Raw genomic sequence first — 24,523 nt, 5'->3', positions numbered from 1 at the left:
ATGAGCGCTCCTTAGGACTGTGCCTGGGCGGGTTGCGGCGCGGGAGCCTGCGGTGCTGCCTCGCTGGCCTTGACCGGTTGGTCGGGCCGCACTTTCGGAATGCCCTCGACGATGACGTGGTCACCGTCATCCACGCCGGCATCGATGATCCAGCGACCGTTCACGGTCTGGTTGGTGGTCACCTGGCGCACACGGGCGAAGCCGTCCTTGTCCACGACATAGACGAAGGTGCCGCGTGGCCCCTGGGCCAGGGCGCGCTCGGGAACGGTCACGGCGGCCTTGCGGGTGATGCCCTTGATCAGCACGCGGACGAACTGGCCGGGAATCAGCTGGTTATCCGGATTGGGCACCACGGCGCGGGCATTTACCGTGCCAGTGCCGGTGTTGACGAAGCTATCGGTGAAGTCGACCACGCCGTCGATGGGGTATTTGCTGCCGTCGCCGAAGCGCAGCTCAGCCGCCAGCTTGCCCCCACTCGGCAGACTCAGCTTGCCGCTCTGCACCCCGTCGCGCAGGCGCGCGGCCTCGGTGTCCGGGTAGGCGAAGTTGACATAGACCGGATCGAGCTGGGTGAGCTTGGTCAGCAGGCTGGAATTGGGGTCGGCGGCGGCCACCAGGCTGCCTTCGGAGCGCACTTCCTTGCTCGCCATGCCGGAGATCGGCGCGGTCACGGTGGTGTAGTTGAGGTCGATCTGCTTGGCCTGCACGTTGGCGCGGGCGGCTTCGACATCGGCCTTGGCCTGCTCGAAGTTGGAGATGTAGCGATCCAGTTCGCTCTCGCTGGCGAAGCCCTTCTTCTGCAATTCACGGATGCGCCGCAGGTCGCGGTCGGTCTGGCGGTAACGCGCCTGGGCCTGGGCCAGCGAGCCCTGGGCCTGGCCGAGCGCCGCCTGGTATGGGCGTGGATCGATACGGAACAGTACTTGCCCCGCCTTCACCGGCCGACCTTCCTCGTAGGTACGCCGCTGCAGGATGCCGCTGACCTGCGCCCGCACTTCCACCTCGCGATAGCCGGCGGTACGTGCCGAATATTCCAATGTCATCGGTACCGGCGCGCTCTTCGCCACTTCGATGGTCACCGCAGGAGGGGGTGGTGCCGCTGCTGCGGGCTTGTCGTCCGCCCGTACTCCGCTGGCGAACAGGACTGGCAACCCAACGACAACAAGCGCGACGGGCAAACGGCGGGCAAACGGCATGTAACCTCTCCATGGAATTGACTGACGGCGGAACTCAGAAGATCGACGATTGCACGACGTTTACCTACGCCAGTGTCTGTAAAGCACTGTTCGCGCTATAAAATCAGTAAACTGCCCGTCACTCAGTGATCCTAGCCTGTATACCAACAAGCGCCATGAGAAGAACTAAAGAAGATTCGGAACGTACACGCCAGACGATTCTTGACTCGGCTGAGGGCCTTTTTTTCGAGAAAGGCGTCTCCAATACCAGCCTGGAAGAGATCGCTCGCGCCGCCGGAGTTACCCGCGGGGCGGTGTACTGGCATTTCCAGAACAAGGCGCACCTGTTCAACGACATGCTCAACCAGGTTCGCCTGCCACCGGAGCAACTCGCCCAGCGGTTGTCCGGTTGCGATGGCCACGATCCGATCGAGTCGTTGTTCCAGCTCAGCGTGGAGGTCGTCGAGAACCTCGCCCGCGACGAGCAGCGTCGGCGTATCCTCACCATCCTCCTGCAACGCTGCGAGTTCACCGACGAGCTGCGCGACGCGGAAGAGCGCCACAATCATTTCGTTCGCCAGTTCATCGAACTCTGCGAGCAACTGTTCAGCCGCGAGGATTGCCGCACGCGGCTGATGTCGGGCGTGACGCCCAAGATAGCCTCGCGCGCGGTGCACGCCATGATCTTCGGCCTGCTCAGCGATTGGCTGCGCGACCCAGCCCTGTTCGACCCACTGCAGGAAACCCGCGAACTGTTCGACGCCGTGTTCCGTGGCCTGGTGCGCGACTGGCACCCGGCGCTGGCATAAGGGCCGGCAGGACGCCGGCCCGGAAAGGATAAAGACTCAGGCCGCCTCGGCCTCGTAGCCCTCCTCGCGGATCGCCGCGAGGATCGCGCTATCGTCCAGCCGGCTGGCCACCCGAACCTCGCCGGCGCCCAGGTCGACCTGCACGTCCGCCGCAGCGTCCAGCGCCTGTACCGCCTGGGTGATAGCCCTGACGCAGTGACCGCAGCTCATGCCTTTGACAGTGAAGGTATGCATGGAATGTCTCCTCTGATGGGTTGAAGCACTGGATGCAGTCTCGACCTTGCCACGGTGGCAAGGTCAAGCCTCTCTCGTCGACGTCGTCTTGTACTTGTCCTACGTCAGGCTCTAAGCCAAGCTGCGGAAAAAGCTGACACATCGGAGAACGCCCATGCGCCGTTCCCTTCTGCTCGCAACCGCTTTCGTCGCCACCCTGCCCTGGTTCGCCTGCGCCGATGGCATGCCCGACGAACCCGCCGCGCCCGCAACACCCTCGGCTCCGCCAGCGAGCACGCCCGGCTCCTGGCCGGTACCCGACGCCCAGCCAGTGGCCTACGCCGTGCTGATCGTCAGCCGTGAACGGCTGGATACCGGTACCGCCTGCGACATCGACCTCTACGTGCAGGACGAAAAGGTCTCGCGCCTGCAGCCTGAAGGCGAAGTCGCCCTCAACCTGCCACCGGGCGAAGTCTCCCTGCGCCTGCAGACAGCCAACTCCGGCCTCTGCCGCAGCGGCATCCAGCCGCTGCGCGCACAATCCGTCCAACTGCATGCCGGCGAAGTGCGCAAGTTCCGCATCGCCAACAGCGAAAGTGGCCTTTACCTGATGCCGGTCTCCAGCGGCAGTTGATAAAGGGGCAGCTGAAATGCGGCCGCGGATTTGACCTGCGGCAAGATGACAGCGAACGAGGGTTGACCTTACCCTCGTGTCAAGGTTGATGCTATCGGGGAACTTCAGGGAGAAAGCCCCATGAGCAGCGCCAACCCCATCGAACTCGACCTGCCCGTCTCCGGGATGACCTGCGCCAGCTGCGCCGGTCGGGTCGAGCGCGCCCTGCGCAAAGTACCCGGCGTGCAGGAAGCCAGCGTCAATCTCGCCAGCGAACAGGCCCGCGTCCAACTGGCCTCGCCGTCCAGCGATGCAACACTGCCGGCGCTGGTCGCCGCGGTCGAGCAGGCCGGTTATCAGGTGCCGTCCCACGGCCTGGAGTTGGCTATCGAGGGCATGACCTGCGCCAGTTGCGTCGGTCGTGTCGAACGTGCGTTGAACAAGGTTCCTGGCGTGCGCTCGGCCAGCGTCAACCTGGCCAGCGAACGCGCCCACGTCGAGTTGCTCGGCGCCGTGGATACCGCCACCCTGATCAGCGCCGTCGACAAGGCCGGCTACAAGGCCCGTCCGATCGAACCCGACCAGCCTGCTGTGGATCCCGCCGTGGCCCGCCTGGCGCGCGAGCGCTGGTGGCTGGCCGCGGCCATCCTGCTGTCGCTGCCGCTGGTGCTGCCGATGGTGGGCGACTGGTTCGGCCAGCACTGGATGCTCCCCGCCTGGGCGCAATTCCTCCTCGCCACACCCGTGCAGTTCCTCATCGGCGCGCGCTTTTATGTCTCGGCCTACAAGGCAGTGCGCGCCCGCAGCGGCAACATGGACCTGCTGGTCGCCCTCGGCACCAGCGCCGGCTACGGCCTGAGCCTGTACCTCTGGTACGCCGCCGCTCCGGGGCAGATGCCGCACCTGTACTTCGAAGCCAGCGCCGTGGTGATCACCCTGATCCTGCTCGGCAAGTACCTGGAAAGCCGCGCCAAGCGCCAGACCGCCGCCGCTATCCGAGCACTGGAAGCCCTGCGCCCCGAGCGAGCGACCCGTGTGCGAGACGGCATGGAAGAAGACGTCGCCATCGCCGAGCTGCGCCTGGGCGACGAAGTGCTGGTACGCCCCGGTGAGCGCTTCCCGGTGGACGGCGAAGTCCTCGCCGGCCAGAGCCATGCGGATGAAGCCTTGATCACCGGCGAGAGCCTGCCGGTGCCCAAGGACATCGGCGACCCGGTCACCGGCGGCGCCATCAACGGCGAAGGCGTGCTGCGCGTGAAGACCACCGCACTGGGCGGCGAAACCGTGCTCGCGCGGATCATCCGCCTGGTGGAGGACGCCCAGGCCGCCAAGGCGCCGATCCAGAAGCTGGTGGACAAGGTCAGCAACGTGTTCGTCCCGGTGGTGATCGGCATTGCGCTGGTCACCCTGGTCGGCTGGCTGATCGCCGGCGCCGGCTGGGAACACGCACTGATCAACGCCGTGGCCGTGCTGGTCATCGCCTGCCCCTGCGCCCTCGGCCTTGCCACACCGACCGCGATCATGGCCGGCACCGGCGTGGCGGCCAAGCACGGCATCCTGATCAAGGATGCCGAGGCCCTGGAGGTCGCCCACGCGGTGACTGCCGTGGCCTTCGACAAGACCGGCACTCTCACCTCCGGTCAGCCGCGCATCACCAATCTCGCGGCGCCAGGCGACGAAGCCGAAGCCCTGGCCCTCGCGGGCGCCCTGCAACGCGGCAGCGAGCATCCGCTGGCCAGGGCCGTGCTGGATGAGTGTGCCGAGCGCGGGCTCAACCCCGCTGCTGCCGAGGCTACCCAGGCGCTCACCGGGCGCGGCATCCAGGGACGAGTGGGAGACCGCCTGCTCGCCCTGGGCAACCGGCGGATGCTCGACGAAGCGCAGTTGCCACCCGGCGCGCAGGCCGACTCCGCCGCGCAATGGGAAGCAGAGGGCCGCACCTTGTCCTGGCTGATCGAGCGCGAGCCGAAGGCCCGCGTGCTTGCCCTGTTCGCCTTCGGCGACAGCCTCAAGGAAGGCGCCAAAACCGCCATCGACGCCCTGCGTGAACGCGGTATCGACAGCCACCTGATCACCGGCGACAACCGTGGCAGCGCCAAGGTCGTGGCCGATGCCCTGGGCCTGGACGATGTGCACGCCGAAGTACTGCCCGGCGACAAGGCTGCCGTGGTCGGCGCGCTGCGCAAGGAAGGGAAAGTCGTGGCGATGGTCGGCGACGGCATCAACGACGCCCCGGCACTTGCCGCGGCGGACGTCGGCATCGCCATGGGCGGCGGCACCGACGTGGCCATGCATGCCGCCGGCATCACCCTGATGCGCGGCGACCCGCGCCTGGTCCCGGCGGCGCTGGACATCTCCCGGCGTACCTACGCGAAGATCCGCCAGAACCTGTTCTGGGCCTTCATCTACAACCTGGTAGGCATCCCGCTGGCCGCCTTCGGCCTGCTCAACCCCATGGTCGCCGGCGCGGCGATGGCCGCCTCCAGCGTCAGCGTGGTGAGCAACGCCCTGCTGCTCAAGCGCTGGAAACCACAGGATCAGAAATGACCTTGCCGCCCCCGAACCATCGGGGGCGGCCGTTCAAGAGGAATCGGCATGAACATCGGCGAAGCGGCGAAGAAGAGCGGCCTGACCGCGAAGATGATCCGCTACTACGAATCCACCGGCCTGCTCGCCCCCGCCGGCCGCAGCGCCAGCGGCTACCGGCACTATAGCGAGCAGGACCTGCACACCCTGGCCTTCATCCGCCGCTCGCGGGACTTTGGCTTCTCCCTGGAGGAGGTCGGCCAACTGCTCGCCCTCTGGCAGGACCGCCAGCGCGCCAGCGCTGACGTCAAGGCCCTGGCCGCCCGGCACATCGATGAGCTGAACCGCAAGATCGCCGAGCTGAGCAGCCTGCGCGATACGTTGCAGGAGCTGAGCGACCACTGCCAGGGCGACCATCGCCCGGACTGCCCGATCCTCAAGGACCTGGAGTCGGGAGCGTGCTGTCACTGACTATGATTTCAAACGAGCCTCGAGTGCCGCAACGGCACTTTTTGCACCTTCGCAATCTCGCTCCATAGCCAATCGCAGGTAACGCAACCGCTCCTCCTGCCCTCTGCGACTTACGGCCTTTGTGCGACGCGCTAGCTCAAAGTAGGCCTCCGCTTCGAATTCCGCTTGGGTCAGTTCGGGGAGTGGGAAGGCAGCACGCTGATTGTGCACACAAAGGCGGTAGGCAGGAGATTGCATCGGATAATACGCAGCGTGGCGCGGTGCCTGCTCAATGGCTTGCTTCAGGCCCCCCTGCATATCCTGCGGCGCCATCTGTTCCTGGCAGATACTCGGGCCAACCAAGGCCGCTGGCAGGAAATTCTGCTTCGCGCTGCGCATCAGTAGATCGCAGACAGCTTCCTGCTTCTCCGACGGCCCCACCGAGGGAATCCTGAGCGTCATCGCCAGCAAGTACTGGCCAGCGGCATTTCCCTCCTCAGCGGAGCGTCGCAACGCAGGCAACGCCTCCCTGGCGAAGGTCACATAGTTGACGAACTGGGTCTGCAAGGCCGGATCCGTCCCCCCCTGCGTCGTCAGGAGGTCGTAATCCTTGATCGAGCTTTGCGAAAGGGACAGCAACTCGCGCGCCTGCGCCAGGTCGCTGTCACCTGGTGCGGCATGCGCGGCCAACGGTAGCAATGAGAGGAGCCAAGCCGCCGCGGCGAATTTCGAACGCATATCCAGATATCCCTTCCAGAAGATCAAGTCGCGAGTGTGTACCAGGCGCTCGCCCCCGGCAATTCAACCGCTCCGCTTACGCGCTGGCCACCGCCCGGCGACGCCAGATCGATGCCGGCAGCACCGTCACGGCGAGGCCGATGAAGACCAGCACGCAGGCCATCCAGTCCTGGGCGGTGAGGTCTTCACCCAGGAACAGCCAGCCCGACAACAGCCCGGACACCGGCACGGCCAGCGCAAAGGGCGTGACCTGGCTGGCCGGGTAGCGGCGCAGCAGGAAGCTCCACAGGCCGAAGCCGACGGTAGTGGCGAGAAAGGCGATGTAGAGCAGCGCACCTACCCCGTTCAAGCTGATGTTCACGACGGCGTGCTCGATGGCCTCGGGGCCTTCGAAGATCCACGACAGCACCAGCAGTGGCAGCGGCGGGATCAGGCTCACCCAACTGATCAGGCGCAGCATGTCGCTGGCGCCGGAGCGCTTGGTGGCGATGTTGGAGAAGGCCCAGGCAAGTGCGGCGGCGATCACCAGCAGGAAGGCCACCAGGCTGTCGCCCATGGGACGCTCCAGGCCAATCAGCAGCAGGCCGCCGGCGGCCAGCGCCAGGCCGATCAGAGCGCGCGCTCTGGGACGCTCGCCGAGGAAGGCGGCGGCGATCAGCACGGTGAAGAACACCTGGCTCTGCAGCACCAGCGACGACAGGCCCGCCGGCATACCGATATGCATGCCGACGAACAGCAGGCCGAACTTGACCACGCCCAGCAGCACACCGATCTGCACGATGCGCCAGAACGGTGCCGGCAGCGGGCCGCGCAGGAAGATCAGTGGCAACGCCGCCAGGGCGAAGCGCAGGGCGCAGAACAGCAGAGGCGGGAAGTCATGCAGGCCGACCTTGATCACGACGAAGTTGACGCCCCAGATCAAGGTGACCAGCAAGGCGAGGAGAACGTGGCGAAGGGGCATGGCAGAGCGCTCGGGGTGGGATACCGGAAAACTACCAGCCCACGCCTGAAATGTATGGATACAGTTGCGGCCTTACAGTTTTCCGAGATGATCTTCGTGGGATCTTTCATCCCGCCACGTGCACCGGAACGCCAGAGCTCGCGAGCAAGCCCGCTCCTACAAGGGCTCGATACGTAGTTTCGGCCAGCGCGCCGGCCAGTTCTTGGCGGCGAGGCGTGCGCGGTAGATGTCCGGCTTGCCGCGGAAGTGCTCGGTGGGCCTGACGCGCAGTTCCCAGATGTCATCGATGCCCAGCGGCGCCAGTAGTTGCAGGGACTCGTCGCTCAGCCGAACGGCCACAACGGTGCAGACTTCCGGCCAATGGATCATGGCGTCGGCGCAATCTCGGTAGGGCGAGTCGCCGTTGCGCAGATGCATCCGCGCCTGGTTACGCACGGACCAGGGTACATCCGTGCAGACGCCCAGCAGCCGACGCTCCCAGGCGTAATCCGCTTCGGGCTCCAGGCAGTCGGCAGAGAAATACAGCACATCGATATCGCTCAACGGCGTGGGTTCGCCATAGCCATGCAAGGCGTCCCACACCGCGTTGCGCACGAAGCCCGCCGCAATCCAGGCGCCCGCGGGGCCGTGATCCCGCACGACGCGCAGCAGGTGCATGCGTTCAGGTTGCCCGGCGATCAGCGCGAGAAGCTTCCTCTCGCCGGGCGGTGGCATCAGGCCTGCTCCCAAGGCGGAGGCGGTGGCTCGTCGCTCTTCTGCGGGGAATCCTGGGCAGCGCGGCCAGCTTCGCGACGTTCCTGCTCGCGCATGGCGTCGGCGATCTCCCGCAGCACGGAGTCCACATCCGCCTCGTCTTCCGGGTCGTCGAAATGCCCGGTCAACTCGGTATCCGGCAGCAACTTGCCGTCCTCGTAGAGCGCCCACATTTCCTTGGCGTAGTGCGTGTACCTGAGCTCCGGGGCGAAGCGGCCGAAGTAGGCAGCCATGTTGCCCACGTCGCGCTCCAGCATACGGAAGGCGTGGTTGTTGCCGGCGGCATCGACGGCCTGCGGCAGGTCGATGATCACCGGGCCATCCGGGCCGACCAGTACGTTGAACTCCGACAGGTCGCCGTGCACCAGGCCCGCGCAGAGCATCATGACGATCTGGCGGATGAGGAATTCGTGGAAGTCGCGGGCCAGCTCCGGCTCCATCACCACGTCGTTCAGACGCGGCGCGGCGTCACCGTCTTCGTCGGCAACCATCTCCATCAGCAGTACGCCGTCAAGGAAGTCGTAGGGCTTGGGCACCCGCACTCCGGCGTTGGCCAGGCGGAACAGCGCAGCCACCTCGGCGTTCTGCCAGGCGTCTTCCTGCTCCTTGCGGCCGTACTTGGTGCCCTTGGCCATGGCGCGCGCCTGGCGGCTGTTGCGCACCTTGCGGCCTTCCTGGTACTCGGCGGCCTGGCGGAAGCTGCGCTTGTTCGCTTCCTTGTAGACCTTGGCGCAGCGCAGCTCTTCGCCGCAGCGCACTACATAGACCGCTGCTTCCTTGCCGCTCATCAGCGGCCGCAATACTTCGTCGATCAGGCCGTCTTCGATCAACGGCTCTAGGCGTTTCGGGGTCTTCATCGGGCTTCCTGGCGTACCTCTCTGGGGCGCTGCGCTCCTTATACGGCAATCATCGACAACCGCCCAGTACGATCAGGGCTCAGGCGGCGTCAACTCGATACTTTCGGTCACGGCATCTTCCAGGCGCTGCAGTTCCAGCCCCAGCGCTTCGTCACTGTCGGCGTAACGCTGGGCAATGTTGGCAAAGCCTTCGGCGACTTCCCCGAAAGCCTCCACCACGCGCGGGTCGAACTGGCTGCCGGCGCCGGCCTTGATGCGCTCGGCGGCTTCGTCCGGGGTCAGCGAGGTGCGATAGGCATGGCGGCAAGTGAATTCGTCATAGCAATCGATCAGCGAGAGCATCCGCGCGCCCAGAGGAATCTGCTCGCCAGCCAGGCCCGCCGGGAAGCCGCTGCCATCCCAGTGCTCGTGGTGGCTGTAGGCGATTTCCTTGGCGAAACGCAGGAAATCCGCCGGGGAGCCCAGCTTGCGCTCGGCCGCCGCCAGGGCATCTCGACCAACGGTGGTGTGGCTTTCGAGAATCAACCGGTCGGCCTCTTCCAACTGGCCGGGGCTGTGCAGGATTCGGTCGGGCACGGCGACCTTGCCGATGTCGTGCAGCTGCGCCGAGCGCACCAGCAACTCGATGTTCTCCACTGACAGCTCGGCGGCGAACTCGCTGTGCAGCGACAGCGCGCTGCCCAGCAGGCGCATGTAGTGCTCGATGCGCACCAGGTGGTTGCTGTGGGGGTTGTCGCGCAGGTCGCAGAGGGTCGCCATGGCTTCCAGGGTGGCGTCCTGGATGGCCTGCAGCTCGCGGGCGCGGCGACGCACCTCGAGTTCCAGGTACTCGCTCTTGTCGCGCAGGAAATCGGAATTGGCTTTCAGATTCAGGTGCGCGCGGATGCGCGCCAGGGTCACCGGCGGGCTGATCGGCTTGGTCAGGTAGTCCACCGCCCCCAGGTCCAGGCCCTTCTGCTCGTCGGCGGGGCTGACCATGCCGGTAAGGAAGATCACCGGGATGTCGCGGGTCAGCGGGTCGGCCTTGAGCTGGCGGCAGACTTCGTAGCCGTCCATCTCCGGCATCATGATGTCGAGCAACACCAGGTCCGGGCGCGGATCGCTCTGCATCAGGCGCAGCGCCTTCGGCCCGCTGGCGGCGACGCGCACCTGGTAACGGTCCATCAGCAGTTCGCTCATGAGCATCAGATTGTCCGGCTGATCATCCACCACCAGGATCATCTCCTGCTCCGGCCGGTCCAGCATGCTATCCATCGCAACTCCTCGCATCGGTCAGATTCGTGACATGCCATGGGGGATCGGACCACCGCCCTGTCCGCGTGTTCCTGTCCCGCATTTCCCTATCTGCCACTTCATATACGGATATCGCGCTCCCTCGCGAGATTCACCAGACTCTCCAGGGCCCGCTCGAACTCGAAGCGCCGCACGCTCGTGGCGATGCCCTCATAGCCCTCATTGAAGACGCTGCGCAGCAGGCTTGCACGTTCGCCGAGCAACCTCCCTGCGCGCGGGTCGTCGGCGGCCAGCAGGTGCGCCAGGCGCCGGCAGACCTGTTCGACCTCGGCGTCGTTGCCGCTCTCCAGCAGCGCAGGCGCCGCCGCCGCTGCCGGCAGCATGGGCACCGGCAGCGGTTCGTGGCTGATGTTCTGCAGACTCAGGCTGGCCGAGTCGTCGACCCGCCCCATGGGCAGCCGGCACCAGAACAGGCTGCCACGGTTCGGCTCGCTCTCCACGCCGACGCTGCCGCCCATCGCCTCTGCCAGTTTCCTGCAGATCGCCAGGCCCAGGCCGGAGCCGCCGTAACGGCGGGTGATCGAGCTGTCCGCCTGCTGGAAGGATTCGAACAGGCGCTCCTGCTGCGGCTCGGAGATGCCGATGCCGGTATCGCGGAAGGCGAAGTAGAGCTGCAGGCTGTCTTCGTCCTCGTCCTCCAGGCGGACGATCAGCACCACCTCGCCCTGCTCGGTGAATTTCAGTGCGTTGTTGCCGTAGTTCATCAGGATCTGCCGCAGGCGCAACGAATCCCCCACCACCTGGGCGGGCACCCGCGGGTCGATCTCGCAACGCACCGCCAGGCCCTTGCTCGCGGCGCGGATGTTGAACAGGTCGAACAGCTCGCCGAGCAGACGCTCCAGGTCGAAGGGGATGTGCTCGAACTCCAGCTTGCCCGCTTCCACGCGCGACAGGTCGAGGATGTCGCTGATCAGCTCCAGCAGGTACTGGCCCGAGCCCTGGATCTTGCCCAGGTAGTCCACCTGTTGCGGGTCCAGGGTGGTCTCCTGGAGCAGGTGCGCCAGGCCGATGATGATGTTCAGCGGCGTGCGGATCTCATGGCTCATGTTGGCCAGGAAGTCGCTCTTGAGCTGCGCCGCCTCTTCCGCCAGGTCGCGGGCCTCGGCCAGCGCCAGTTCGGTGGCCTTGCGCGCGGTGACGTCGCGGCTGACGCCGACCAGGCCGAGCAGCCGCCCGTGGTCGTCGTGGAAGGCACTGCGCAGGGTATCGAAGAGCACCCGCCGGCCATCCGGATAGACCACCCAGCCTTCGCTGGCATAGGGCTCGCTCTCGTTGAGCGCCTGGCGGTCGCGCTCCTGCCGGCCGGCGCCGGCCGCGCGGCTGAACATCTGCTGGTCGCTGCGCCCGACGATGTCCTCCGGCGCGCGCCCCAGGCAGTCGGCGAAGGCCTGGTTGACCCCCAGGTAACGGCCCTGGGTGTCCTTGAACCAGATCGGGTCGGGGATCGAGTTGATCAACGCCAGCAGAGTGCTGCGCTGGCGCCGCTCCTCTGCTTCGGCGCGCGCGCGCTCGGCCACCTGGATCGACAGCCGGCGGTTCCACACCAGCACGAAGGTCAGCAGGGCCAGCACGCCCACAACCCAGGGCCAGGCGATCTGCAGCAGGTGCATCCAGTCGAAGACGTCCAGCGACGGCAACCAGCGCGCCTGGATCGCCTCCTGCTCATTGCGGGTGATGTTGTTCAGTGCGCGGTCCAGCAGCGGCACCAGCGGCTCCAGCTCCTTGCGCGTGGCGAAGCGCACCTGGCTATTGCCCAGCCCGCTATCGCCGCGCACTTCCATGTTGGACAGGCCGAGCTGCTCGATCAGGAAGGTCGAGGTGATGAGGTTGCCCACATAGGCATCGGCCCGCCCGATGGAGACGGCCTTGAGCGCGCTGGGCGAATCCTCCGCCAGCACGAAGTCGATCCCCGGCACCGCCTTGGCCAGCAGCTCATGGACGGCATAGCCCTGCTCCACCGCGACCCGGCGGCCGGACAGGTCGTCCAGCGTGCGGATGGTGCTGTCGCGCCGGGCGAAGATCAGGCTGCTGGTGGTGACGTAGGGCTGGGTAAAGCTCAGGAAGCGCTGGCGCTCGTCGGTGGCCGCCATGGACGGCAGCAGGTCCACCTCGCCTGCCTTCACCGCGGCCAGCACCTCTTCCCAGGTGTTGTACAGCACCGGCTGGACCTTCATGCCCAGGCGCTCGGAGATCAGCTGCAGGTAGTCGGCGCTGATGCCATGGAACTGGTCGAACTCGTCGATCACCTCGAACGGCGGCCAGCCGGCGCGGAACAGGCCGACACGGATCGGCTCGTGGGCCGTGACGAAGGCACGCTCCTCATCGGACAGCGCCAGGCTTGCTGCTCGGGCCTGGGCGCACAGCGCAACGAGCAGCAGAAGGCAGCACAGGCAGAATCGGCGCAAGGGCATGGAGGTCTCTCTGGGAATACCCTGCAAGCGTAGCCCGGCCGGCGACAACGAGTTTGAAAACGCGATGCGGATTGCTGCTCCGCCAGGCCCGACGGAGAATCTCCCCAACGGCCATTGCCCCGGAGACAGCCATGACGACCACCCGACTTGACCCCGAGCGCTGCTGGCAGGCGGTCTGCGAGCGCGATGCGCGTTACGAGGGACGTTTCGTCTTCAGCGTGCGCTCCACCGGCGTCTACTGCCGGCCGAACTGCCCGGCACGCCGGCCATCACGGGAGAACGTGGCCTTCTATAGCGCCGCCGAGGCGGCCGAAGCTGCCGGTTTCCGCCCCTGCAAGCGCTGCTCGCCGCGTGGCCCGAGCCCGCGCGAGCAACTCGATGCGCTGGTTGCTGCGGCCTGCGAGCTGCTCGACAAGGCCGAGAAGCCCCTGACCCTGGACGAACTGGCCAGCCGTATCGGTCTCTCCGCCTCGCACCTGGCCCGCGCCTTCAAGGCCCGCACCGGCCTCACGCCCCGAGCCTGGGCGGAATCCCGCCGCGAGCAGCGCCTGGCTGCCGCCCTGCCGCAATCGCGCTCGGTGCTCGACGCCGCGCTGGAGGCCGGCTACTCCGGCACCCGTGCCCTGTACGAAAGCGCCACGCCACTGAGCCCGGCACAACGCCGGCAGAAAGGCGCGGGTGAACGACTGCGCTATGCCATCGCGCCCTGCCCGCTCGGGCTGGTGCTGCTGGCGGCCACCGACAAGGGCGTCTGCGCCCTGCTCTTCGCCGACAACGCCAGCGAGCTGGAACGCCAGTTGGCCGAACGCTTCGCCGCCGCCGAGCGAACCCGCGACGACACGGGGCTGGGCGACTGGCTGCGCGAGGTGATCATCCAGCTGGAAGAGCCCGAACAGGCCGCCCACCTGCCGCTGGACCTGCACGGCAGCGCCTTCCAGCTGCGCGTCTGGCGCGCCCTCACGCGCATTCCCAGCGGCGAGACTCGGCGTTACGGCGAGCTGGCCGAGGAGCTGGGCACGCATCCGCGCGCCATCGCCCGCGCCTGCGCCAGCAACAACGTCGGCCTGCTGGTGCCGTGTCATCGCGTGGTCGGCGGCACCGGCGAAGGCGGCTATCGCTGGGGCCTGCCGCGCAAGCGCGAACTGCTGCGACGCGAGGGCGGCTCAGGCGACGCCGGCGAACTCCGCCACCGAGCCGATCAGGATCAGCACCCAGAGTAGGCCGCCGAGGATCAGGAAGGGCACGTTGTAGCGGGTCAGCGAGGCGTTGCCCTGGCCCAGCGGATCGCCGCTGGCCTCGTTGGCGCGGCGCTGGATGTTCGTCAGCGGAATGAGTGGCACCAGACCGAGGATGAGGAACGGCAGGCTGTAGTGGCTGAGTTCGGGAATCCGGCTGGTGAGCTTGTCGGCGACATTGGAGAGGATCAGCAGCACCACCGCCCAGGTGGCGTCGCTGCCAAAGCGCCACGCCCTGCGCTGTTCCTCCGGCAGCGCTTCGTGCACGCGTCGGGCGAGGGAATGGATATAGAAGATCATGAACAGGCTGCGCAGCGGCGGGTTGATCTTGCGCGGCATGTGCGGCTTCTGGATCGACCAGTGCTTGTACATCCAGTAGAGGTTGAACAGTCCCAGCGTCGCCACATACAGCACGACCATCTTGGTGATGGAGATGACGAAGAACCGGCTGGCCTGTTCGGCGCCAGCATGCGTCTCGACCAATGGGGCTTCGGGGGCGCGGTAGGGATTTTCCATTTCCATGGCGAACATTCCTTTGAACTGAAGGCGCCATTGTGGGCCAGGGCTGGCGCAGGGGCCAAGCTGGCGCATGCGCACAGGCTCGCATCCCGTCGCACGGCTCTCGGGGACGGCACCGGGCTGTGCTAACGTTGCCCGCCTCAGCCCCGCCTTCCCATGCCCATGTCCTTCTGGCCAATGATTACCCGCCTCGGCGACAGCTCCCTGCTGGCGCCGGCCGCCGTGCTCGTCTTCTGCTGGCTGCTGTATCGCCGCCAGACCGCAAAGGCCGGGCTGTGGCTGCTGCTGTTCGGATTCTCGACCACGCTGGTGGTCGGTTCGAAGCTGGCGTTCATGGGCTGGGGAATCGGAATTCCGAACCTGAACTTCACCGGCTTCTCCGGGCACAGCATGCTGGCTGGTGCCGTGCTGCCGACGCTGGCCGCGCAGCTCTTCACCACGCGCCGCGCCGGCCTGGCCGCCGCCGCGCTGGCGGCAGTGATCGCCGTGCTGGTCGGTCTCTCGCGGCTGGCGATCAACGTTCACTCGCCCTCCGAGGTCTACGCCGGCCTGGCGTTGGGCCTGGGCACCAGCGCGGCCTTCCTCGCCGCCACCCGTGCGCAGTTGCCGGCCTTCCATCCGGCCGCCCTGCTGCTGATCCTCGCGCTGGCTCTCGGGCAGACCGTCACTGGCGTACGCGCTCCGACGCACCAATTGCTCGAGCGCATCGCCGCGCACCTGGCCGATCGCGATCAGCCGTTCCAGCGCGGGCAATGGGGCGGTCAGCCGGACGTCTGACCCTGTTTGTCGTTCGGTTTTCCGAACGAGGAATCCGGAAAAATCCGGATATCCGAATGACGGGGGACTTTTCGCTCACCGCCATTCTAAAAATAACTGTTTAAATTCAAATAGTTAAATAAAAAAGACAGCCTTGGCACGGAGCCTGCTCTGCTCCTCCTCGAACATGCGACCGGCCTGGAGTGAGCCTCGCCGGCGCAGGACTGAATAACAAACACAACCAGTCGAGGTAGTCTCCATGCGTTTCGCACCCCGTGCGTTGGGCGTCGCCATTGTCGCGGCCCTGCTCGCCACTCCCGTCGTCGCCGAAGAACTGACCGGTACCCTGAAGAAGATCAAGGACTCCGGCACCATCGTCCTCGGCCACCGTGACGCCTCCATCCCCTTCTCCTACCTCGGCAGCGATCCGCGTCAGCCGGAAGGTTATTCCCACGACCTGCAGATCAAGGTCGTCGAGGCCCTGAAGAAAGAGCTGAATGCTCCCGACCTGAAGGTTCGCTACAACCTGGTGACCTCCCAGACCCGTATCCCGCTGGTGCAGAACGGCACCGTGGACATCGAGTGCGGCTCCACCACCAACAACCTCGAGCGCCAGAAGCAGGTCGACTTCTCCGTCGGCATCTTCGAGGTCGGCACCCGCCTGCTGACCAAGACCAGCTCGGGCATCAACGACTTCCCGGATCTGAAGGGCAAGAACGTGGTGACCACCGCCGGCACCACTTCGGAGCGCCTGCTCAAGCAGATGAACGCCGATCAGAAGATGGGCATGAACATCATCTCGGCCAAGGACCACGGCGAGTCCTTCCTGATGCTCGAATCCGGCCGCGCGGTGGCCTTCATGATGGACGACGCGCTGCTCTATGGTGAAATGGCCAAGGCCAAGAAGCCGGACGACTGGCACGTGGTCGGCAAGCCGCAGTCCTACGAGATCTATGCGTGCATGGTTCGCAAGGGCGACGCGCCGTTCAAGAAGGTCGTCGACAAGGCCATCTCCGACACCTTCGCCTCGGGTGAGGTCAACAAGATCTACGACAAGTGGTTCATGCAGCCCATTCCGCCGAAGAACCTGAACCTCAACTTCCCGATGAGTGATGAGCTCAAGAAGCTGATCGCCAATCCGACCGACAAGTCTGCCGAGCAGATGTAACGGTCGCGCCGGGTGCCGCCCACAAGGCGGCACCCGGCGGGGGATCGGGAGCGCACGCCATGCGCTCCTGGCCCACCTTTCCTGATGACGATGCCGGAACACCCGCTACCCGCGGGTGGCGGGCGGCCTTGCGCCCGCGCCCGGCCCCGTGCCGTACAAAGCCACCGTGAAACGCAATCGAGGGGAAACCCGTCATGGATTACAACTGGGACTGGGGCGTGTTCTTCAAGTCCACCGGGATTGGCGACGAGCGCTACCTGGACTGGTACATCACCGGCCTGGGCTGGACCATCGCCGTCTCGCTCGCGGCCTGGGTCATCGCCCTGGCGCTCGGCTCGCTGCTGGGCGTGATGCGCACCCTGCCCAACCGCTGGTTGTCGGGCATCGCCACCGCCTACGTGGAGCTGTTCCGCAACGTGCCGCTGCTGGTGCAGTTGTTCATCTGGTACTTCCTGGTGCCGGACTACCTGCCGCAGCCGATCCAGGACTGGTTCAAGCTGGGCATCGCCCCGGAAACCTCGGCCTTCATCAGCGTCGTCGTGTGCCTGGGTCTGTTCACCGCCGCGCGGGTCTGCGAGCAGGTGCGCACCGGCATCCAGGCGCTGCCCAAGGGCCAGCTCGCCGCCGCCAGTGCCGTGGGCTTCCGCCTGCCGGCGATCTACCGCCACGTGCTGCTGCCGCAGGCCTTCCGGATCATCATTCCGCCGCTGACCTCGGAATTCCTCAACGTCTTCAAGAACTCCTCGGTGGCCTCGCTGATCGGCCTGATGGAGCTGCTGGCGCAGACCAAGCAGACCGCCGAATTCAGCGCCAACCTGTTCGAGGCCTTCACCCTCGCCACCGCGATCTACTTCACCCTGAACATGAGCCTGATGCTGATCATGCGCATGGTCGAGAAGAAGGTCGCCGTGCCGGGCCTGATCTCCGTGGGAGGTAAATGATGGACTTCAGCCAGATCGTCCCCGCCCTCCCCGGCCTCTGGGAAGGCATGCTCACCACCCTGCAGCTGATGGTGCTGGGTGTGCTGGGCGGCGTGGTGCTGGGCACCATCCTCGCGCTGATGCGGCTGTCCAACAGCAAGCTGCTGTCGAACATCGCCGGCTTCTACGTGAACTACTTCCGCTCGATCCCGCTGCTGCTGGTGATCACCTGGTTCTACTTCGCGGTTCCGTTCATCCTGCGCTGGATCACCGGCCAGGACACCCCCGTGGGCGCGTTCACTTCGTGCCTGGTGGCCTTCATGATGTTCGAGGCGGCGTACTACTGCGAGATCGTCCGCGCCGGCATCCAGGCCATTCCGAAGGGCCAGATTGGCGCGTCCTACGCACTGGGCATGACCTACGGCCAGTCCATGCGACTGATCATCCTCCCGCAGGCGTTCCGCAAGATGACCCCGCTGCTGCTGCAGCAGAGCATCATCCTGTTCCAGGACACCTCGCTGGTGTACTCGGTGGGCCTGATGGACTTCCTCAACGCCGCCCGCTCGCGTGGCGACATCATCGGCCAGCCCCATGAGTTCCTGATCTTCGCCGGTCTCGTCTACTTCGTCATCAGCTTCGCCGCGTCCCTCTGCGTGAAGCGCCTGCAGAAAAGGTTAACCGTATGATCTCCATCGATAACGTCAGCAAGTGGTACGGCGACTTCCAGGTTCTCACCGACTGCAACACCAAGGTCGCCAAGGGTGAAGTGGTGGTGGTCTGCGGGCCGTCCGGCTCGGGCAAGTCGACCCTGATCAAGTGCGTCAATGCGCTGGAACCCTTCCAGAAGGGCGACATCACCGTCGACGGCACCTCCATCGCCAACCCCAAGACCGACCTGCCGAAACTGCGCTCCCGGGTCGGCATGGTGTTCCAGCACTTCGAGCTGTTCCCGCACCTGACCATCACCGAAAACCTCACCATCGCCCAGCGCAAGGTGCTGGGACGGAGCAAGGAAGAGGCGATGGACAAGGGCCTGGCGCTGCTCGATCGCGTCGGCCTCAAGGCCCATGCGCACAAGCACCCCGGCCAGCTCTCCGGCGGCCAGCAGCAGCGCGTGGCGATCGCCCGCGCGCTGGCCATGGACCCGATCGTCATGCTGTTCGACGAGCCGACCTCGGCGCTCGACCCGGAGATGGTCAACGAGGTGCTCGACGTGATGGTCCAGCTCGCCCACGAAGGCATGACCATGATGTGCGTGACCCACGAGATGGGCTTCGCCCGCAAGGTCGCCGACCGGGTGATCTTCATGGACCGCGGGCAGATCGTCGAGGACTGCCCGAAGGAAGAATTCTTCGGCGACCTGCAGAACCGCGCCGAGCGCACCCAGCAGTTCCTCGCCAAGATCCTGCCGCACTGATCCCGCTGTTGTTCTACCCGAGTGCCCTGGCTTGCCGGGGCACTCAACCTCACCGCAAGCACAAGAATAAATAAGGAAGTCCCATGCGCGTGTTCCACTTCAGCAAGCTGCCCCTGGGCGTCGCGATCCTCGCGGCGAGTTCGTCGGTCTTCGCCGTCACCCTCGACGGCGGCGCGGTTGCCGCGCCCGATCAGTACGGCGCGAAAGTCGCCGCCGAGATCCTCAAGAAGGGCGGCAACGCCGTCGACGCCGCGGTCGCCACCGCCTTCACCCTCGCCGTCACCTACCCCGAAGCCGGCAACATCGGCGGCGGTGGTTTCATGACCCTGTACGTCGACGGCAAGCCGTACTTCCTCGACTACCGCGAGATCGCGCCGAAGGCCGCGACCAAGACCATGTACCTGAACGAGAAAGGCGAGGTGATCGAGAACCTCAGCCTGGTCGGCGCCAAGGCCGCCGGCGTGCCGGGTACCGTGATGGGCCTGTGGGAAGCGCACCAGCGCTTCGGCAAGCTGAAGTGGAGCGAGCTGCTGACACCGGCCATCGGCTACGCGCAGACCGGCTTCAAGGTCGCCGACCAGCAGTACCAGTACCGCCAGGACGCCATCGCGCTGTTCAACGGCAAGACCAATTTCGGCGACTACTTCGGCACCATGAAACCGGGCGAAGTGTTCAAGCAGCCGGAACTGGCCAAGACCCTGGAGCGCATCGCCGACAAGGGCCCGGACGATTTCTACAAGGGCGAGACAGCCAAGCTGCTCATCGCGCAGATGAAGCAGGATGGCGGCCTGATCACTTCCGACGACCTGGTCGACTACCAGGCCAAGTGGCGCGAGCCGATGCGCATCGACTGGCAGGGCAACACCCTCTACACCGCGCCGCTGCCCAGCTCCGGCGGCATCGCCCTGGCCCAGCTGATCGGCATCAAGGAACAGCGCGCCGCCGACTTCAAGGGCGTGGAGCTGAACTCGGCGAAGTACATCCACCTGCTCTCGGAGATCGAGAAGCGCGTGTTCGCCGACCGCGCCGACTACCTCGGTGACCCGCAGTTCTCCAAGGTGCCGGTAGCCCAGCTGACCGATCCGAAATACATCGCCAAGCGCGCCGGGGAAGTAAACCCGGACGCCATCTCGGCAACCGAGAAAGTCCGCCCGGGCCTGGAGCCGCACCAGACCACGCACTTCTCCATCGTCGACAAGGACGGCAACGCCGTCAGCAACACCTACACCCTCAACTGGGACTTCGGCAGCGGCGTGGTGGTCAAGGGCGCCGGCTTCCTGCTCAACGACGAGATGGATGACTTCAGCTCCAAGCCGGGCGTGGCCAACGCCTTCGGCGTGGTGGGCAGCGACGCCAACGCCATCGAGCCGGGCAAGCGCATGCTCTCCTCCATGAGCCCGAGCATCGTCACCCGCGACGGCCACGTCAGCCTGGTGCTGGGCACGCCCGGCGGTTCGCGGATCTTCACTTCGATCTTCCAGGTGCTGAACAACGTCTACGACTTCCACCTGCCCCTGGAGAAGGCCGTGGCCGCGCAGCGTGTGCATCACCAACTGCTGCCGAAAGACACCATCTATTACGACGCGTACGCACCGCTCACCGGCAAGGTCGCCGACGAGCTCAAGGCCATGGGCTACACCCTGGAAGATCAGGGCTGGAACATGGGTGACATCCAGGCCATCCGTGTGAACGGCAAGGCCCTGGAAACCGCCTCCGATCCGCGCGGCCGCGGCGTCGGGATGGTGGTCAAACCCTAAGCCCCGGCAGACGCACCGTGTGGTACCCGAGCCAGTCCATCGCCGCCCCCCGGCGTTGGGCTGGCTCGGCCCCGGCGACTGTGCTGCAATGCGCTTCCAGCCCATTGCCGCCGCCGCTCACCGTGAAGCCACGCCTCGTGCGCAACTACCTGCTGCCCTTCCTGCTGCTCCTGCTCACCCTGGGCTTCGGCTACGGCGGCTACCTGATCAGCGAAGGCGCCGGCACCCGCAGCCTGATCGAGTCCGGCGAGCGCCAGCTGGAACTGCACGCCCGTGGCGTGGAGAGCGAGATCAGCCGCTACACCTACCTGCCCAGCCTGCTGGAACTCGAAGGCAGCGTCAGCCGCCTGCTGGTGGAGCCCACGCCGCTGCACCGCGACCGCGTCAACCATTACCTGGAAGGCCTCAACCGCCGCGCCGGCAGCCGAGCCGTGTACCTGCTGGACACCTCCGGCCGCGTGCTGGCCACCAGCAACTGGCAGGACGCCGACAGCTACCTGGGGGAGGACCTGTCCTTCCGCGCCTATTTCCAGGAAGCCGTACAGGGCCGCCCCGGTCGTTTCTACGGCATTGGCAGCACCACCGGCGAGCCCGGCTACTACCTCGCCCACGGCCTGGTACATGGCGGCAGGATCGTCGGCGTGGCGGTGGTCAAGGTGAAGATGGAATCCCTGGAAGAGCGCTGGGAGAAGGCTCGACTGCAGGCCTTCGTCAGCGACGAGAACGGCATCATCATCCTTTCCAGCGACCCGGCCCTGCGCCTGAAGGCCGTGCGCCCGCTCAGCGATGCGGACAAGGAACGCCTGGCCCGCAGCCTGCAGTACTACTGGTGGGCGCTCAATGAATGGCAGCCGCTGGCGCGCCGACCGCTGGGCGAAGGCGTCGAGGAAATCAGCTTCGCGCCGGGCGAGCACGCCGACAGCCACAAGCCGCTCAGCTACCTGATGCAGACGCGCCAGCTCAGCGACACGCCGTGGAACTTCACCCTGCTCACCCCGCTGGCCGACCTGCGCCGCGAGGCGATGATCCACGGCATGCTCGCCGCCGCCGGCTTCGCCCTGTTCGCCTTCCTGCTGATTGCCTGGAACGAGCGGCGCAAGGTCATCGCCACCCGCCTCGCCGCCCGCGAAGCGCTGGAGCAGGCCAACAATGCGCTGGAGCGCCGCATCGCCGAGCGTACCGCCGACCTGCGCGCCAGCAACCAGCACCTGCGCGAACAGATCCGCGAGCGCCGCCAGGCCGAGGACACCTTGCGCAAGGCCCAGGACCGCCTCGTACAGGCCGGCAAGCTGGCGGTGATCGGGCAGATGTCCACCAGCATCGCCCATGAACTCAACCAGCCGCTGGCAGCACTGCGCACCCTGTCGAGCAACAGCGTGCGCTTCCTCGAACGCGGCAAGCTGGACGTCGCCAGCAGCAACCTCGAAGCCATCGCCGAGATGGTCGACCGCATGGGCCGCATCACCGCCAGCCTGCGCGCCTTCGCCCGGCGCGCCGACGACCACGGCCAGGCGACCTTGAGCAAGGCGGTGGACGCCGCCGTGATGGTGCTGCAGGGGCGGCTTTCCGAAGTGCCGGTAACCCTGCACCGCGATTACCCCGATGCGCACCTGGCCATCGACCAGACGCGCCTGGAACAGATACTGGTCAACCTGATCGCCAACGCCCTCGACGCCATGAGCGGCCAGAGCGACCGCCAGCTCTGGCTGGAAGGGCGTATCGAAGGTGACAACCACTACCGCCTCGTGGTGCGCGACAACGGTCCCGGCATTCCGCCAGACGCCCGCGTGCACCTGTTCGAGCCCTTCTTCACCACCAAGCCCGGCGAACTCGGCCTGGGCCTGGGCCTGACCCTTTCCGCCAGCCTCGCCACCGCCGCCGGCGGTTCCCTGGGCGTGGCCTACCCGGAAACCGGCGGCACCGCGTTCGAGCTGCACCTGCCGCTGCTGCCCGCCCTGGAGACACCCGCATGAGCGATCCATCCCTGCGCGTCCTGATCGTCGAGGACGACCCGCACGTACGGCTCGGCTGCCAGCAGGCGCTGGCCCTGGAAGACATCGAGACCGACAGCGTGGGCAGCGCCGAGGAAGCGCTGAAGAAAGTCGGCGCCGACTTCCCCGGCATCGTCGTCAGCGACATCCGCATGCCCGGCATGGATGGCCTGCAGCTGCTGGAGAAGCTCAAGGAGCGCGACCCCAGCCTGCCGGTGGTGCTGATCACCGGCCATGGCGACATCGCCATGGCGGTCAAGGCCATGCGCGACGGCGCCTACGACTTCATGGAAAAGCCCTTCTCCCCCGAGAAGCTGGTGGACACCGCGCGCCGTGCCCTGGCCCAGCGCGCCCTGACCCGCGAAGTCAGCCAACTGCGCCGCCAGCTCGCCGGCAAGCAGGCCCTGGAAAGCCGGCTGATCGGCCGCTCGCCGGCCATGCAGGCGCTGCGCGAGCTGATCGCCAACGTCGCCGACACCTCCGCCAACGTGCTCATCGAAGGCGAGACCGGCACCGGCAAGGAACTGGTTGCACGCTGCCTGCACGACTCCAGCCGGCGCCAGCCCAAACCCTTTGTCGCGCTCAACTGCGGCGGCCTGCCGGAAAGCCTGATCGACAGCGAAATCTTCGGCCACGAGGCCCACGCCTTCACCGGCGCCGGCAAGCGGCGGATCGGCAAGATCGAGCACGCCGACGGCGGCAGCCTGTTCCTCGACGAGATCGAGAGCATGCCGCTGAACCTGCAGATCAAGCTGCTGCGCGTGCTGCAGGAACAGCAGCTGGAACGCCTGGGCTCCAACGAACTGATCCGCGTGGATTGCCGGGTGATCGCCGCGACCAAGTCCGACCTTGCCGCCATGGGCCGCGAAGGCAGCTTCCGCAGCGATCTCTACTACCGCCTCAACGTCATCACCCTGAACTTGCCGCCACTACGCGAGCGCCGCGAAGACATCCTGATGCTCTTCGAGCACTTCCTGCAGCAGTCCTCGCTGCGCTTCGACCGCCCCGCGCCGGCCATCGACAACGCCACCGCCGCCACCCTGATGGCCCACGACTGGCCGGGCAACGTGCGCGAACTGCGCAACGTCGCCGAACGCTTCGCCCTTGGCCTGCCGGTGCTGGCCGGCGGCAACCTCGGCCCGGACGCCGGCGAGCCGCGCTTCGCCGAAGCCGTGGAAGCCTTCGAGAAGAGCCTGCTGTCCACCGCCCTGGAACGCCACGCCGGCAACCTCAGCCAGGCGGCGCATGCATTGGGGATGGCCAAGACCACGCTGTTCGACAAGGTGAAGAAGTACGGCCTGAAGGGCGAGTGAGCCAAGGCTGCCGACATCTGCAGGAGCGAGCTTGCTCGTGCGAGAGAACTCCCGCGCGGCGCAGCGCCCCATTGATCTGCACTGCCCGGTCCCGGACACTACCCACCTTTGAACCGGCCGCACGAGCGGGAGCCACCATGTCCACCCAAGCCGAAACCCTCTGGAACCAGCTCTGCGCCGACGCCGGCGTCGACCCGCAGCAGCGCATGGCCGCGCGTCGCGCCATCCTCGCCGACAGCAACGCGCTGGACGCCACCGTCTACCGTCCTGACGACAACGACCCTGACGCCGAAGAACTGGACATGGGCGACGCCAAGGTGCTGTTCATCGGCTCCTTCGAGGCGCCCACCGAGTGGGACGCCGCCGAGCGCGAGGACTTCTTCGACGACGCCGACCCGGCGCTGTTCTTCAGCGTCCGCATCGAGTGCGAAGCCGAGCCGGGCACCTCGGGATTCTTCGTTCCGGAAGTGGGCGACTACCTGGCGGTGATGGACGCCGGCAAGATCCAGATGTACTTCCTCCACGACTGGCGCGAAGACGAGGACGGCTGCACCTGCGTGCTGATCCGCGACGATATCCAGCTCTGACGTCCAGCCCGGAAAATGAAAAAAGCCCGTTCAACTGAACGGGCTTTTTTGTCGGCGCGCG

The 24,523-nt window shown here is 66.3% G+C and carries 22 protein-coding genes and 1 pseudogene; 14 read left to right on the top strand and 9 right to left on the bottom strand.

Translation table 11 applies throughout. From position 1 onward, the window contains the following. Positions 1 to 11 precede the first annotated feature (11 nt). Positions 12 to 1,196 (bottom strand): efflux RND transporter periplasmic adaptor subunit, encoded by a 1,185-nt coding sequence (locus tag PNI01S_RS10345; protein WP_024763046.1) that lies wholly within the window; start codon positions 1,194 to 1,196, stop codon positions 12 to 14. Between the two features lie 155 nt (positions 1,197 to 1,351). On the opposite strand from PNI01S_RS10345, the gene PNI01S_RS10340 reads away from it, so the two are divergent. Then, positions 1,352 to 1,984: a TetR family transcriptional regulator gene (locus PNI01S_RS10340; RefSeq protein ID WP_037013785.1), complete on the top strand. Its 633-nt coding sequence runs from the start codon at positions 1,352 to 1,354 to the stop codon at positions 1,982 to 1,984. A 36-nt stretch (positions 1,985 to 2,020) separates the two neighbouring features. Here PNI01S_RS10340 and PNI01S_RS10335 read toward each other — a convergent pair whose 3' ends face one another. Further along, complete coding sequence (locus PNI01S_RS10335; protein ID WP_024763044.1) at positions 2,021 to 2,218, bottom strand: heavy-metal-associated domain-containing protein; 198 nt, start codon at positions 2,216 to 2,218, stop codon at positions 2,021 to 2,023. A 154-nt stretch (positions 2,219 to 2,372) separates the two neighbouring features. Between PNI01S_RS10335 and PNI01S_RS10330 the strand changes: the two genes are divergently transcribed. The 3 genes from PNI01S_RS10330 (at position 2,373) to cueR (ending at position 5,807) form a co-directional block, all read left to right on the top strand. Further along, positions 2,373 to 2,831: a hypothetical protein gene (locus PNI01S_RS10330; protein ID WP_024763043.1), complete on the top strand. Its 459-nt coding sequence runs from the start codon at positions 2,373 to 2,375 to the stop codon at positions 2,829 to 2,831. Between the two features lie 120 nt (positions 2,832 to 2,951). Then, positions 2,952 to 5,357, top strand: coding sequence for a heavy metal translocating P-type ATPase (locus tag PNI01S_RS10325; protein ID WP_084358145.1), 2,406 nt, complete (start codon positions 2,952 to 2,954; stop codon positions 5,355 to 5,357). A gap of 48 nt (positions 5,358 to 5,405) precedes the next feature. Continuing rightward, on the top strand, positions 5,406 to 5,807 hold the full coding sequence (cueR, locus tag PNI01S_RS10320; protein ID WP_024763041.1) for a Cu(I)-responsive transcriptional regulator: 402 nt from the start codon (positions 5,406 to 5,408) through the stop codon (positions 5,805 to 5,807). Here the strand turns inward: cueR and PNI01S_RS10315 are convergent, their stop codons facing one another. The 6 genes and pseudogenes from PNI01S_RS10315 to PNI01S_RS10290 form a co-directional block, all read right to left on the bottom strand. After that, on the bottom strand, positions 5,808 to 6,524 hold the full coding sequence (locus tag PNI01S_RS10315; protein ID WP_024763040.1) for a hypothetical protein: 717 nt from the start codon (positions 6,522 to 6,524) through the stop codon (positions 5,808 to 5,810). Positions 6,525 to 6,587: 63 nt separating this feature from the next. Then, a pseudogene (locus PNI01S_RS10310) lies at positions 6,588 to 7,485 on the bottom strand (EamA family transporter). Between the two features lie 156 nt (positions 7,486 to 7,641). Further along, the gene (locus tag PNI01S_RS10305) at positions 7,642 to 8,199 is read right to left on the bottom strand and encodes a nucleotidyltransferase family protein (RefSeq protein WP_024763038.1); all 558 of its coding nucleotides are present in this window, start codon (positions 8,197 to 8,199) and stop codon (positions 7,642 to 7,644) included. After that, entirely contained in the window at positions 8,199 to 9,095 is an 897-nt protein-coding gene (locus PNI01S_RS10300; RefSeq protein WP_024763037.1) for a PA4780 family RIO1-like protein kinase, read from the bottom strand. The genes PNI01S_RS10305 and PNI01S_RS10300 overlap by 1 nt, the downstream gene beginning before the upstream one ends. 72 nt (positions 9,096 to 9,167) lie before the next feature. After that, positions 9,168 to 10,349 (bottom strand): response regulator, encoded by a 1,182-nt coding sequence (locus PNI01S_RS10295; protein WP_024763036.1) that lies wholly within the window; start codon positions 10,347 to 10,349, stop codon positions 9,168 to 9,170. Positions 10,350 to 10,447: 98 nt separating this feature from the next. Then, the gene (locus PNI01S_RS10290; RefSeq protein ID WP_084358142.1) at positions 10,448 to 12,799 is read right to left on the bottom strand and encodes an ATP-binding protein; all 2,352 of its coding nucleotides are present in this window, start codon (positions 12,797 to 12,799) and stop codon (positions 10,448 to 10,450) included. Between the two features lie 131 nt (positions 12,800 to 12,930). Here PNI01S_RS10290 and ada point away from each other — a divergent pair, with 131 nt between their 5' ends. Beyond that, positions 12,931 to 14,019, top strand: coding sequence for a bifunctional DNA-binding transcriptional regulator/O6-methylguanine-DNA methyltransferase Ada (gene ada, locus PNI01S_RS10285; RefSeq protein ID WP_084358140.1), 1,089 nt, complete (start codon positions 12,931 to 12,933; stop codon positions 14,017 to 14,019). On the opposite strand, the gene PNI01S_RS10280 is transcribed toward ada, so the two are convergent. Beyond that, positions 13,963 to 14,556, bottom strand: coding sequence for a hypothetical protein (locus tag PNI01S_RS10280; RefSeq protein ID WP_169891293.1), 594 nt, complete (start codon positions 14,554 to 14,556; stop codon positions 13,963 to 13,965). The two genes, ada and PNI01S_RS10280, sit on opposite strands and share 57 nt — an antisense overlap. 174 nt (positions 14,557 to 14,730) lie before the next feature. On the opposite strand from PNI01S_RS10280, the gene PNI01S_RS10275 reads away from it, so the two are divergent. The 9 genes from PNI01S_RS10275 (at position 14,731) to PNI01S_RS10235 (ending at position 24,462) form a co-directional block, all read left to right on the top strand. Then, on the top strand, positions 14,731 to 15,330 hold the full coding sequence (locus PNI01S_RS10275) for a phosphatase PAP2 family protein (RefSeq protein WP_243779560.1): 600 nt from the start codon (positions 14,731 to 14,733) through the stop codon (positions 15,328 to 15,330). A 238-nt stretch (positions 15,331 to 15,568) separates the two neighbouring features. Further along, positions 15,569 to 16,477, top strand: a complete 909-nt coding sequence (locus tag PNI01S_RS10270; protein WP_065084484.1) for a glutamate/aspartate ABC transporter substrate-binding protein — start codon at positions 15,569 to 15,571, stop codon at positions 16,475 to 16,477. Positions 16,478 to 16,671: 194 nt separating this feature from the next. Next, the gene (locus PNI01S_RS10265) at positions 16,672 to 17,418 is read left to right on the top strand and encodes an amino acid ABC transporter permease (RefSeq protein ID WP_017521678.1); all 747 of its coding nucleotides are present in this window, start codon (positions 16,672 to 16,674) and stop codon (positions 17,416 to 17,418) included. Then, positions 17,415 to 18,083, top strand: a complete 669-nt coding sequence (locus PNI01S_RS10260; protein WP_024763030.1) for an amino acid ABC transporter permease — start codon at positions 17,415 to 17,417, stop codon at positions 18,081 to 18,083. Before PNI01S_RS10265 ends, PNI01S_RS10260 begins: the two co-directional genes overlap by 4 nt. Further along, positions 18,080 to 18,814, top strand: coding sequence for an amino acid ABC transporter ATP-binding protein (locus tag PNI01S_RS10255; RefSeq protein ID WP_037013779.1), 735 nt, complete (start codon positions 18,080 to 18,082; stop codon positions 18,812 to 18,814). Before PNI01S_RS10260 ends, PNI01S_RS10255 begins: the two co-directional genes overlap by 4 nt. A gap of 83 nt (positions 18,815 to 18,897) precedes the next feature. Beyond that, positions 18,898 to 20,571: a gamma-glutamyltransferase gene (gene ggt, locus PNI01S_RS10250; protein ID WP_084358138.1), complete on the top strand. Its 1,674-nt coding sequence runs from the start codon at positions 18,898 to 18,900 to the stop codon at positions 20,569 to 20,571. A gap of 80 nt (positions 20,572 to 20,651) precedes the next feature. Then, a complete protein-coding gene (locus tag PNI01S_RS10245; protein ID WP_089285817.1) occupies positions 20,652 to 22,544 on the top strand; it encodes a sensor histidine kinase in 1,893 nt (630 codons plus the stop codon). After that, positions 22,541 to 23,875 (top strand): two-component response regulator AauR, encoded by a 1,335-nt coding sequence (gene aauR / locus PNI01S_RS10240; protein ID WP_084358136.1) that lies wholly within the window; start codon positions 22,541 to 22,543, stop codon positions 23,873 to 23,875. Before PNI01S_RS10245 ends, aauR begins: the two co-directional genes overlap by 4 nt. Before the next feature lie 137 nt (positions 23,876 to 24,012). Continuing rightward, complete coding sequence (locus tag PNI01S_RS10235; protein ID WP_084358134.1) at positions 24,013 to 24,462, top strand: hypothetical protein; 450 nt, start codon at positions 24,013 to 24,015, stop codon at positions 24,460 to 24,462. The last annotated feature ends 61 nt before the right edge of the window (positions 24,463 to 24,523 follow it).

The organism is Pseudomonas nitroreducens NBRC 12694 (assembly GCF_002091755.1).
Taxonomy (GTDB): Bacteria; Pseudomonadota; Gammaproteobacteria; order Pseudomonadales; family Pseudomonadaceae; genus Pseudomonas; species Pseudomonas nitroreducens.
This window is presented reverse-complemented; position numbering and strand designations above follow the sequence as displayed.